The sequence below is a fragment of the Rubrivirga marina genome (genome assembly GCF_002283365.1).
GTDB classification, from domain to species: Bacteria; Bacteroidota; Rhodothermia; order Rhodothermales; family Rubricoccaceae; genus Rubrivirga; species Rubrivirga marina.
In genome coordinates this window covers 3751062-3761954 of sequence record NZ_MQWD01000001.1, presented here as the reverse complement: position 1 = coordinate 3761954, position 10893 = coordinate 3751062, and the positions used below count along the sequence as shown (strand labels likewise).

Below are 10893 nucleotides of genomic sequence, written 5' to 3'. Positions count from 1 at the left end.
CGGGGGCTTCGCGGCACGGGCGGCCTTCGACGACGTCTCCTCCTCGGTCGTCTCTGTGCGCACGCGCGGCGCGGGCGGCGGCACGCGGAGGTCGGGCGCGTCGTCGAGCGGCGTCCCGTCGGCGGTTTCGGGCGGTGCCTGGAGGTAGCGCTGGTTGTTCCGGACGACCTCGCCGGCCACGGCCATGTAGTTCCGCGAGCCGGTCGAGATCGCGTCGTAGAGAAGCACCGGCTTCCCGAAGCTCGGGGCCTCCGAGATCCGGACGTTCCGCTGCACGACAGACTCGAACACGCGGTCGCCGAAGTAGCGGCGGACCTCGGCGGCGACCTGGTTCGACAGGCGGAGGCGGCCGTCGAACATCGTCAGGAGCACGCCCTCGATCTCGAGGTCGGGGTTGAGGTGCTGTCGGACGATCTTGATGGTGTTGAGGAGCTGGCCGAGCCCCTCGAGCGCGAAGTACTCCGTCTGGACCGGGATGAGCACCGAGTCGGCCGCCGTCAGCGCATTGAGCGTGAGGAGTCCGAGGCTCGGCGGGCAGTCGATGACCACGAAGTGGTACTTCCGCCGGACCCCCTGGAGCGCCTTCTTCAGCACGCGCTCGCGCTCGAAGAGATCGATCATCTCGATCTCGGCCCCGACGAGGTTGATGTGGCTCGGGACCACGTCGAGGAAAGGCATCTCCGTGTGGAGCACGACCTCGTCGACCTCAGAGCTGCCGGTGAGGATGTCGTAGACCGACGAGGCCACCGTCCGCGGCTCGATGCCCAGCGACGACGTCCCGTTGGCCTGGGGGTCCGTGTCGATGAGGAGCGTCGGGTGCTCCGAGGCGGCCAGGGACGCGGCCAAGTTGACGGCCGTCGTGGTCTTCCCGACGCCGCCCTTCTGATTCGCGACCGCGATGACCTTGCCCATGTCGGGGGGCGCTGTGAGGGGAGAGACAGACGCCGACCGCAGGGGCGGCCGGGGGGACCGTCGAATATAGGGACGCCCACCGTGTGGGGTGGGCCGCCCGCCGTCCCCGAAGAGTCCACGTCGTTGTCCACGACTCCGTTACCTCCGAGGCCCCGGCGCGGAGGGGGGCTGGAGGTCTCCACCTCCGGGACCGGCGTGGTGTCGCACCAGGTCCCGCCGTCAAGTCCTTGCGGCGCAACAGATAGCCGGGGGTCGGGCGGAGGGGGGAGCCACGAAAAACCCCGACCGGCGCGGGGCCGGTCGGGGTTGAAGCGGGCGGGTCGGGCCGGTTGTCGTCCCCCCGGACAGATCGCCAGGCTCGACCTCACTCGGTGCTCGAACAATAGGGATCAGAACGTTCCCCGTCAAGGGCCGGTGCAGATTTGTCTAAGGAGACAGGTGAAACTCCAGGCGGCGCGCGCCGATATTCCGGCCCCGGCCGTCCCCCAATGACCCTCCGCTCGCTCGAGAACCGGGCGTTCCTCGCCCTCCTCACCGTCGTCACGCTCGCGTTCGCGTGGACGCTCGGCGGGTTTCTGATGCCGGTGTTCTGGGCCGTCGTGCTGGCGGTCTTGTTCTCGCCCCTGTTCGGGTGGTTCGAGCGACGGCTCGGCGGGCGCTCGACGCTCGCCGCGCTCCTCACCCTCGCGACCGTGCTCGTGGCCGTCGTCGGCCCGCTCGTGACGCTGGGCGTGCTCGTGACGGAGGAGGCCGTCGGCGTGTACCAGCAGGTGTCGCGCGGGGAGATCGACATCACGGAGCCCGTCGCGGCCGTCGAGCGGATGCTCCCTCAACTCGCGGAGCGCGCCGAGGAGATCGGGGTCGACTTCGAGCAGATCCGCGAGAACGTCGCGTCGTCGGCCCTCGCGGTGAGCCAGGAGGTCGCGTCGCGCCTGCTCGGGTTCGGCCAGCAGGCCGTCACCTTCACGCTCCTGCTGGCGGTGACGCTGTACGTCCTGTTCTTCTTCGTCCGCGACGGGGAAGCCCTCCGCGAGACCCTCATCCGCGCGCTCCCGCTCGGCGACCCCCGCGAGAAGAGGCTCTTTACCAAGTTCGCGGCCGTCACGCGCGCCACCGTCAAGGGCACGTTCGTGATCGCGGCCGTGCAGGGGACGATCGGCGGCGTTTCGTTCTGGGTCCTCGGCCTCGGCTCGCCCGTGCTGTGGGGCGTGATGATGGGCGTGTTCTCGCTCCTGCCCGCGGTCGGCGGCGCGCTCGTCTGGGTCCCGGCCGCGCTCTACCTGCTCGCGACCGGCGCGTGGGTCAAGGCGCTCATCCTCGGCGGCATCGGCGCGGGCATCATGGGGACCGTCGACAACGCGCTCCGGCCGGTCCTCGTCGGCCGCGACGCCGGGATGCCGGACTATATGATTCTCCTCTCGACGCTCGGCGGGCTGGCGACGTTCGGGTTTTCCGGCCTCGTGATGGGTCCCATCGTGGCCGGCCTGTTCCTGACCGTGTGGGAGATCTTTACGGAGGAGTTCGGCCCGGCCGACGACGCCCCGGCCGAGGTCCCCGGCCTCGACCCGCCCGAGGCCGAGGCGGCCGAGGACGACCCGGCCGACCTGACCCCCGAGGCGGCCCCGGTCGAGTCGGCCTAGGCGAAGACGACGGTCTTGTTCCCCTGCACGAGGACGCGCGCCTCGAGGTGCCAGCGGACAGCCTTTGCCAACACATCGCGTTCGAGCGACTGCCCAGTCCGCTTGAGGTCAGATACGCTATCCCGGTGGGAGACACGGGCGACGCCCTGCTCGATGATGGGCCCTTCGTCGAGATCTTCCGTTACATAGTGCGCAGTCGCGCCGATCACCTTGACCCCCCGCTCGAACGCCTGGCGGTACGGATCCGCGCCGACGAACGCGGGCAGGAACGAGTGGTGGATGTTGATGATGCGGTGCGGGTACCGATCGACGACGCGCGGCGAGAGGATCTGCATGTAGCGGGCTAAGACCACGAGGTCGACGCCGGCGTCCTCGAAGAGCGCGAGCGTCTGCGCTTCGGCTTCGGCCTTGGTGTCCTTCGAGACCGGCACGTGGTGGTAGTCCACGCCGAACCGCTCGACCTCGGCGCGGAGGTCGTCGTGGTTGCTGACGACGAGCGGGACCTCGGCGTCGAGCTCGCCGCGGCGCCACAGCCACAGGAGCTCGAGGAGCGCGTGGTCGTACTTCGACACCATCAGCGCGACCCGCTTCTTTCGGGCCGCGTAGTCGATCCGCCAGTCCATCGCGAACGGCGCGGCGACGACGCGGGCGAAGGCCCCTTCGAGGGCGTCGGCCGTGAGGTCAAGGTCGGGCGTCGTGAACTCGGCCCGGAGGAAGAACGTCCCGCCGGCGGGATCCGTCGAGTGCTGGTCGAGCGCCGTGATGTTGGCGCCGTGGTTGCGGAGGAACCCGCTGACGGCGGCCACGATGCCCGGCTGGTCGGGGCAGGTGACGAGGAGGCGGGCGAGGGGGACGTCGGGCATGCCGTGGCGGAGGGGGAGCCCCAAGATCGCAAGCGCGTGGCACCCCGGCCGGCCTCGTGCGCTCGCTCGCCGAGGCCGGCACACGCACGAAAAAACGCCCCGGCGGCCGAAGCCACCGGGGCGCTCAGTCTCCCCGCCTCGGTGTCGAGGCGGGCGGAGTCAGGGGCTAGGCCTGGTTCGTGTCGCCGTCGTCGACGACCTCGAAGTCGGCCTCCTCGGCCGCCGGGGCGCCCGTGGCCGGGCCGCCGGTGCCCGCGGCGCCGTTCGCCTGGGCGTCGGCGGCGGCCTGCGCGCCGCCGGCCTCGGCCTCGGCCTGCTGGGCCCGGTAGAGGTCCTCGGAGGCCGCGCTCCACGCCGTGTTGAGCTGCTCCATCGCCGAGTCGAGCTCGTCGAGGTTCTGGCCCTTGTGGACCTCCTTGAGCCGCTCCAACCCGGCCTCGATCTGCGATCGCTTCTCGGCCGGGATCTTGTCGCCGTACTCGGCGAGGTTCTTCTCGGTCGAGAAGATGAGGCTGTCGGCCCGGTTGAGCTTGTCGATCGACTCCTTCCGCTGCTGGTCCTCGTTGGCGTGCTCGCGGGCGGCGCGGCGCATGGCCTCGATCTCCTGCTCGCTGAGCCCCGAGGACGCCTCGATGCGGATCGACTGCTCCTTCCCGGTCGCCTTGTCCTTGGCGCTCACCGAGAGGATGCCGTCGGCGTCGATGTCGAACGTGACCTCGATCTGCGGGAGCCCGCGCGGGGCCGGCGGGATGCCGTCGAGGTGGAAGCGCCCGATCGTCCGGTTGTCGACGGCCATCGAGCGGTCGCCCTGGAGGACGTGGATCTCGACCGACGGCTGGTTGTCGCTCGCCGTCGAGAACGTCTCCGACTTCCGCGTCGGGATCGTCGTGTTGGCCGGGATGAGCGACGTCATGACGCCGCCGAGCGTCTCGATGCCGAGGTTCAGCGGCGTGACGTCGAGGAGGAGGACGTCGGTCACGTCGCCCGAGAGGACGCCGCCCTGGATGGCCGCGCCGACGGCGACGACCTCGTCCGGGTTCACCGACTTGTTCGGCGCCTTGCCGAAGAACTCCTTGACGACCTCCTGGATCTTCGGGATGCGCGACGAGCCGCCGACGAGGATGACCTCGTCGACCTGGGCCTTCGTCAGCCCGGCGTCGGCGAGGGCCTTCTCCATCGGCGGGATCGTCCGCTGGACGAGGTCGTCCACCAGCTGCTCGAACTTCGCGCGGGAGAGGTCGAGCGTGAGGTGCTTCGGGCCGTCCTGCGTGGCCGTGATGAACGGGAGGTTGATCGTCGTCTGCGAGGCGGACGAGAGCTCGATCTTGGCCTTCTCAGCGGCCTCCTTGAGCCGCTGGAGCGCCATCGGGTCCTTGCGGAGGTCGATGCCCTCCTCGCGCTGGAACTCGTCGGCGATCCAGTCGATCAGGCGCTGGTCGAAGTCGTCCCCGCCGAGGTGCGTGTCGCCGTTCGTGCTCTTGACCTCGAAGACCCCGTCGCCGAGCTCGAGGATCGAGATGTCGTAGGTCCCGCCGCCGAGGTCGTAGACGGCGATGACCTCGTCCTCGCCCTTCTTGTCGAGCCCGTAGGCGAGCGCGGCCGCCGTCGGCTCGTTGAGGATCCGCTTGACCTCGAGGCCCGCGATCTGGCCGGCCTCCTTGGTCGCCTTCCGCTGGGCGTCGTTGAAGTAGGCCGGGACGGTGATGACGGCCTCGGTCACGCGCTCGCCGAGGTAGTCCTCGGCGGTCTGTTTGAGCTTGCCGAGGACCATCGCCGAGACCTCTTGCGGCGTGTACAGCTTGTGGTCGTCGCCGGCCTCGACCTCGATCCGGGCGACGCCGCCGTCGCCCTTCGTGACGGTGTACGGGACGGTCTTCATCTCCTCCGAGACCTCGTCGTACTTGCGGCCCATGAACCGCTTGACGGAGAAGATGGTGTTCTGAGGGTTCGTGATGGCCTGGCGCTTGGCCGGGGCGCCGACGAGCCGCTCGCCGTCCTTCTTGAAGGCGACGACGGACGGCGTCGTCCGCCCGCCCTCGGCGTTCGGGACGACGACGGGCTCGTTGCCTTCCATGACGGCGACGACGGAGTTCGTCGTGCCGAGGTCGATGCCGATGATCTTGCCCATTGGGGGAGGTAAAAAGAGTGTCTGTCTGAGGGGCCCGCTCTCGGGCCGGGAGTACTGGGGAGTGGCTACGCGGGGTCTCGAAGGAGGATCCGGGCGGCGGCGTCTGCCGTCGGGTCAGGGCCGCGCGGCCGACCCGGATCCGGACAAGGGGCGTGCCAAGCGGGGCTGATTGCCGTTATGGCAGGACCCTTCGCCGGATCCTCAAGCGCCCCGGCCCCGGGGTATCTTGGCGTGCCCCCCACGCCGGGCGCTCACCTCCCCGATGAAGCACGTCCCCAACGCCCTCACCGTCGGCCGCATCGTAGTCGCCCCGGTGTGCCTGTACCTCCTCTGGACCGGCACCTTCTGGGGACAGCTGGCCGGGGCCGTCCTGTTCATCCTGGCCGCGATCACCGACTGGCTCGACGGCCGCCTCGCCCGGGAGTACGGCGTCTCGTCCCGCCTCGGCCAGTTCCTCGACCCACTCGCCGACAAGGTCCTCGTGCTCGGGGCCTTCTTCCTCATCCCGTTCCTCCAGCCGATCGGGGAGGGGCTGACGGGGCCGGCCGGGGCGTGGCTGCCGTGGCTCGCGATCGGCGCGATCGCCGCCCGGGACTTCGCCGTGACCGCTCTCCGCTCGATCCGCGAGCGCCAGGGCCGGCCGCTCCGGACCTCGACCGCGGCCAAGTGGAAGACGGCGTGGCAGCTCACGTTCCTCATCACGGCATTCGTGTTCCTCGCCGGATCGCACGCCCGCCAGCTGGGCGGATTCCTCGGCCACCTCGGCCGGTTCCTCTACGCCGCGCTCGCCTCGCCGGCCGCGCTCGCATTCCTCCTCGTGACGGCGGCCGTGACCGTCTACACCGGCTTCCTCTACTTCCGCCGCCCGCCCGCGCCCGCCCCGTGACGACCGCCGCCGAGATCGCCCGCGACCTCCTCCGCATCGGGGCCGTCTCCCTCCGCCCCGACGACCCGTTCACGTGGGCCAGCGGCCGGCTCTCGCCCGTCTACACCGACAACCGGCTGATTCTGTCGTACCCGGAGGTCCGGAGCCGCGTCGCGGACGCCTTCCTCCAGGCGCTCGCCGAGGCCGGTGAGGTCGATGCCGTCTCGGCGACGGCGACGGCCGGCATCCCCCACGGGGCCCTCCTCGCGGACCGGGCCGGGCTCCCGTTCAGCTACGTCCGCAGCGCGGCGAAGGGGCACGGACGGCAGAACCGGATCGAGGGGCGGGTCGAGGCCGGCCAGCGCCTGGTGCTGGTCGAGGACCTGGTCTCGACGGGCGGCTCGGTCCTGAGCGCGGCCGAGGCGCTTCGGGAGGCGGGGGCCGAGGTCGTCGCCGTCCTGGCTGTGTTCACCTACGGCTTCCCGGAGGCGGAGCGGGCGTTTGCTGAGGCTGGAGTTCCGCTCGTCACGCTCACCGACTTCACGTCACTCGCCGACGCGGCCCGCCAGTCCGGCGCGCTCGCGGACGGCGCCCTCACGGCCCTCCACGACTGGCGTGCCGACCCGACGGGGTGGAGCGAGCGGAGGAGAGGGGAGGGGTGACGGATCGAAGACCGGTGGGCAGGGGGGCGTCGTCGAACCCCACCGCACGGATCGACGTGCTCACCACCCCTCATGCATCAACCCTCCCTCGATGACCGGCCACCTCCTTACCGTCGGCGACGAGATCCTGCTGGGGCAGATCGTCAACACGAACGCCGCCTGGCTGGGCGAGCGGCTCGCCGAGGTCGGCGTGGACCTCCGGCGGAGCGAGACGGTCGGCGACGAGGTCGGGGTCATCGCCGGGGCGATCGAGCGGGCGACCGCCGACGGCGCGGCGCTCGTCGTCGTCACCGGCGGCCTCGGGCCGACGCACGACGACGTGACGCGGGCGGCCGTGGCCCAGGCGTTCGACCGGCCGCTCGAGTTCCGCGACGAGCTGTTCGAGCGGATCCGGGCGCGCTACGAGGCCCGCGGACGGACGATGCCGGAGATCGGACGCGTCATGGCCGAGGCGCCCGTCGGCTTCGAGGCGCTCGTCAACCCGAAGGGCAGCGCGCCGGGCCTCTGGGGCGAGCGCGAGGTCGACGGACGGAGCCAAGTGGTGGTCGTGGTGCCGGGCGTTCCGCACGAGATGCGCGCGATCCTGGAGAGCTTCGTGCTCCCCCGGCTCGTCGAGCGCCAGGACGGCGTCGTCCTCTCCCGGACGTTGCTGACGGCGGGGAAGGGCGAGAGCGACATCTCGGCCCTGATCGCCGAGCAGGCCGATGGTCTTCCGGACGGACTGACGCTTGCCTACCTCCCGAGCCTCGGCGAGGTCCGCCTCCGCGTGACTGCCCGCGGCGTCGACCGGGAGGCCGCGCGGCGCGACCTCGACGCGGCGACCGACGCCATCCGGGGCGTCCTCGGAACGCTCGTCTTCGGTGAGGGGACGGCGACGCTGGAGGCCGTCGTGAACGACATGCTGCGCGAACGCGGCCTGCGGATGGCCGTCGCCGAGAGCTGCACCGGCGGGGCCATCTCGGCCCGGGTCACGTCGGTCTCCGGCGCCAGCTCCGTGTTCTGTGGGAGCGTCGTGGCCTACAGCAACGAGACCAAAGCCGACCTGCTCGACGTGGCGCCCGCGACCATCGAGGCGGAGGGGGCCGTGAGCGAGGCCGTCGCGCTGGCGATGGCGGCCGGCGCCCGCGCCCGCCTCGGCGCCGACGTCGGGCTCGCCACGACCGGCATCGCCGGGCCCACCGGCGGGACGCCCGACAAGCCTGTCGGGACGGTCTGGCTGGCCTACGACGACGGCGACACGCAACGGGCCGTCCGCCTCCAGTTCACGACCGACCGGGCCGTCAACGTCGCGCTCTCGACGACGGCCGCGCTCGACCTCGTCCGGCGCCAGCTCCTGCGGCGGCCGGCGTAGGGGCCCGCACGATTCGCGCTGCGCCCCTCCGGGCGCCCAACTTTTCCGGAGGGCGCGGGTTACGTCCCTTCTCCACGGCAGTCTAGACGCCGGGAGGCCGTGACGCGGCGCTGTCACCCCGGGGCGGCTATCGTGTCACGATCCCATTGTGCCTGAGGGGCCACACGCTCGGCCCTCCACCCATTCAAAGCCGCTCTTCGGAGCCCCTGCCCTCATGGCGAAATCCCCCGCAACCGTCCCCGTAGACTCCGCCGCGAAGTCGAAGGCGCTCGATCTGGCGATGAAGCAGATCGACAAGCAGTTCGGCAAGGGCGCCATCATGAAGATGGGCGACGCCCCGCCGGTCTCCATCGACGCCGTGTCCACCGGGAGCCTCACGCTCGACCACGCCCTCGGCATCGGCGGCGTCCCGCGCGGCCGGATCATCGAGATCTACGGCCCCGAGTCGTCGGGCAAGACGACGCTCGCCACTCAGATCATCGCCGAGGCCCAGAAGATGGGCGGGACGTGCGCGTTCATCGACGCCGAGCACGCCTTCGACCCGACCTACGCCGAGAAGCTGGGCGTCGACACGGACGAGCTCCTCATCTCCCAGCCCGACACCGGGGAGCAGGCCCTCGAGATCTGCGACATGCTCGTCCGGTCCGGCGCGCTCGACGTCGTCGTCGTCGACTCCGTCGCCGCGCTCGTGCCGAAGGCCGAGATCGAGGGCGAGATGGGGGCGAGCCACGTCGGCATCCAGGCCCGCCTCATGAGCCAGGCCCTCCGGAAGCTGACGGGCACCATCAACCGGACGAAGACGATCCTCATCTTCATCAACCAGATCCGGATGAAGATCGGCGTCATGTTCGGCTCGCCGGAGACGACCTCGGGCGGCCGCGCGCTCAAGTTCTACTCGTCGGTCCGCATGGACATCCGGCGGATCGGCGCGATCAAGGACGGCCAGGAGGTCACGGGCAACCGGACCCGCGTCAAGATCGTGAAGAACAAGGTGGCCCCGCCGTTCCGCCAGGCCGAGTTCGACATCATCTACGGCGAGGGCGTCTCGTCGCTCGGCGAGCTCATCGACCTCGGGCTCGAGCACGACATCATCTCGAAGTCGGGCTCCTGGTACTCCTACGGCGACGACACCGTCGGGCAGGGCCGCGACGCCACGAAGGAGTGGCTGCGCCAGAACCCCGACAAGCGAGAGGAGGTCAAGCTCGCCGTCAAGGAGGCCCTCGGCATGGTCCCGTCCGTCGCGTCCTCGTCCGACGAGGACGTCGACGAGGACGAGTTGGTCGACGCCTAGCCTCGGACTCCGCCCGCCTCGGCACCGAGGCGGACGACCCTGCGCCGCTCGGGCTCCGGCTCGGGCGGCGCTGTCGTACAGGGGGAGCCTGGTCGAGAGCGCGGGTAGCTTCGGGCCATGCGCCTGATCGTTCTGCTCGTCGCCCTCTCCGCCACCGCGTCCGCGCAGGAGGTGCCGGTCGACACCACGAACCTCCCGCCCAAGACGGAGCCGTTCGAGGTCCTCCTCCTCCGGGCGGTGTACGACGACGACCGCCCGCTCGTGGCCGTCCCGATGCGCGTCGTCAACGCGTCGGCGTACCCGATCTACTTCGGGGCCGCGCCCGCGCTCTGGGCGGGCTCCGCGCTGACCGGGTCCGACCTCGACCCGGCCCTCCGGCTGACGGCCGCGCAGGGGCTCAACTTCGGCGTCACGTTCGCGCTCAAGAACCTCATCCAGCGGCCCCGCCCGTACGTCTCCGTCGACGGGGTGGCGGCCCGGGACCGCGGGCATCAGGGCGACGAGATCTTCGACCCGCACTCGTTCCCGTCAGGCCACACGTCGTCGGCGTTCGTCATCGCGACGTCGGTGAGCCTGAGCTACCCCGAGTGGTACGTGATCGCCCCGGCGGCGGTGTGGGCGGGGGCGATGGGCGTGACGCGCGTGTGGCACGGCGTCCACTACCCGAGCGACGTGGCCGTCGGCGCCGCGATCGGCATCGCGTCGGGCGCCGCCGTCCACTTCTTGATGCCGGACGTGTTCGGGGACGAGGAGGTCGCCGCGATGCCCGTTCAGGTCGTGGTCCCGCTGTGAGCGCGCGCCGCCGATCGGTCACGAGCGGGGCCGAGTGGGAGGGCCGCTACGGCTACCGCCGGGCGGTGCGGATCGGCGACGTCGTGGCGGTAGCCGGGACGACGGCGCCTGGGCCGGACGCGTATGCCCAGGCGCGCGCGGCGTTCGCGACGGCGCTCGGCGCGCTGGCAGAGCTCGGCGGGCGGCCCGAGGACGTGATCCGGACGCGGATGTTTGTCGTCGACATCGCCGAGGCGGACGCGGTGGGGCGCGCCCATGCCGAGGCGTTCGGGGCCCACCCGCCGGCGGCGACGATGGTGGAGGTCTCGGCGCTCATCGCGCCCGAACTCCTCGTGGAAGTCGAACTGGATGCCGTCGTGGGCGTCTCAGACGGCCCGTAGCTTCGAGCC

Annotated in this window: 9 protein-coding genes and 1 pseudogene; 7 read left to right on the top strand and 3 right to left on the bottom strand. The window is 71.1% G+C overall.

What is annotated here, in order from left to right; all coding sequences use genetic code 11:
- Positions 1–129 precede the first annotated feature (129 nt).
- Positions 130–912 (bottom strand): annotated as a pseudogene (locus tag BSZ37_RS16020) (ParA family protein); the annotation flags it as partial.
- A 488-nt stretch (positions 913–1400) separates the two neighbouring features.
- On the opposite strand from BSZ37_RS16020, the gene BSZ37_RS16015 reads away from it, so the two are divergent.
- Positions 1401–2552 carry an AI-2E family transporter gene (locus tag BSZ37_RS16015; protein WP_095511520.1) on the top strand — a complete coding sequence of 384 codons (1152 nt, stop codon included), beginning with the start codon at positions 1401–1403 and terminating at the stop codon, positions 2550–2552.
- Here the strand turns inward: BSZ37_RS16015 and purU are convergent.
- Entirely contained in the window at positions 2549–3415 is an 867-nt protein-coding gene (gene purU, locus BSZ37_RS16010; protein ID WP_095511519.1) for a formyltetrahydrofolate deformylase, read from the bottom strand. The genes BSZ37_RS16015 and purU overlap by 4 nt on opposite strands.
- 166 nt (positions 3416–3581) lie before the next feature.
- Positions 3582–5543, bottom strand: coding sequence for a molecular chaperone DnaK (dnaK, locus tag BSZ37_RS16005; RefSeq protein WP_095511518.1), 1962 nt, complete (start codon positions 5541–5543; stop codon positions 3582–3584).
- Between the two features lie 262 nt (positions 5544–5805).
- On the opposite strand from dnaK, the gene BSZ37_RS16000 reads away from it, so the two are divergent.
- The 6 genes from BSZ37_RS16000 to BSZ37_RS15975 all read left to right on the top strand — a co-directional run bounded on the left by BSZ37_RS16000 (position 5806) and on the right by BSZ37_RS15975 (position 10884).
- Entirely contained in the window at positions 5806–6429 is a 624-nt protein-coding gene (locus BSZ37_RS16000; RefSeq protein ID WP_095511517.1) for a CDP-alcohol phosphatidyltransferase family protein, read from the top strand.
- Positions 6426–7070, top strand: coding sequence for an orotate phosphoribosyltransferase (pyrE, locus tag BSZ37_RS15995; RefSeq protein ID WP_095511516.1), 645 nt, complete (start codon positions 6426–6428; stop codon positions 7068–7070). Before BSZ37_RS16000 ends, pyrE begins: the two co-directional genes overlap by 4 nt.
- Positions 7071–7161: 91 nt before the next feature.
- Positions 7162–8421: a CinA family nicotinamide mononucleotide deamidase-related protein gene (locus tag BSZ37_RS15990; RefSeq protein WP_095511515.1), complete on the top strand. Its 1260-nt coding sequence runs from the start codon at positions 7162–7164 to the stop codon at positions 8419–8421.
- Positions 8422–8635: 214 nt separating this feature from the next.
- On the top strand, positions 8636–9712 hold the full coding sequence (recA, locus tag BSZ37_RS15985) for a recombinase RecA (RefSeq protein WP_095511514.1): 1077 nt from the start codon (positions 8636–8638) through the stop codon (positions 9710–9712).
- A gap of 117 nt (positions 9713–9829) precedes the next feature.
- Positions 9830–10504, top strand: coding sequence for a phosphatase PAP2 family protein (locus BSZ37_RS15980; RefSeq protein ID WP_095511513.1), 675 nt, complete (start codon positions 9830–9832; stop codon positions 10502–10504).
- The gene (locus BSZ37_RS15975) at positions 10501–10884 is read left to right on the top strand and encodes a Rid family hydrolase (RefSeq protein ID WP_095511512.1); all 384 of its coding nucleotides are present in this window, start codon (positions 10501–10503) and stop codon (positions 10882–10884) included. Before BSZ37_RS15980 ends, BSZ37_RS15975 begins: the two co-directional genes overlap by 4 nt.
- The last annotated feature ends 9 nt before the right edge of the window (positions 10885–10893 follow it).

Bases quoted from the DNA above. Each gene is read 5' to 3' on its own strand.
- BSZ37_RS16015 (WP_095511520.1), top strand. From the start codon at position 1,401: ATGACCCTCCGCTCGCTCGAGAACCGGGCGTTCCTCGCCCTCCTCACC.
- purU (WP_095511519.1), bottom strand. From the start codon at position 3,415: ATGCCCGACGTCCCCCTCGCCCGCCTCCTCGTCACCTGCCCCGACCAG.
- dnaK (WP_095511518.1), bottom strand. From the start codon at position 5,543: ATGGGCAAGATCATCGGCATCGACCTCGGCACGACGAACTCCGTCGTC.
- BSZ37_RS16000 (WP_095511517.1), top strand. From the start codon at position 5,806: ATGAAGCACGTCCCCAACGCCCTCACCGTCGGCCGCATCGTAGTCGCC.
- BSZ37_RS15990 (WP_095511515.1), top strand. From the start codon at position 7,162: ATGACCGGCCACCTCCTTACCGTCGGCGACGAGATCCTGCTGGGGCAG.
- recA (WP_095511514.1), top strand. From the start codon at position 8,636: ATGGCGAAATCCCCCGCAACCGTCCCCGTAGACTCCGCCGCGAAGTCG.
- BSZ37_RS15980 (WP_095511513.1), top strand. From the start codon at position 9,830: ATGCGCCTGATCGTTCTGCTCGTCGCCCTCTCCGCCACCGCGTCCGCG.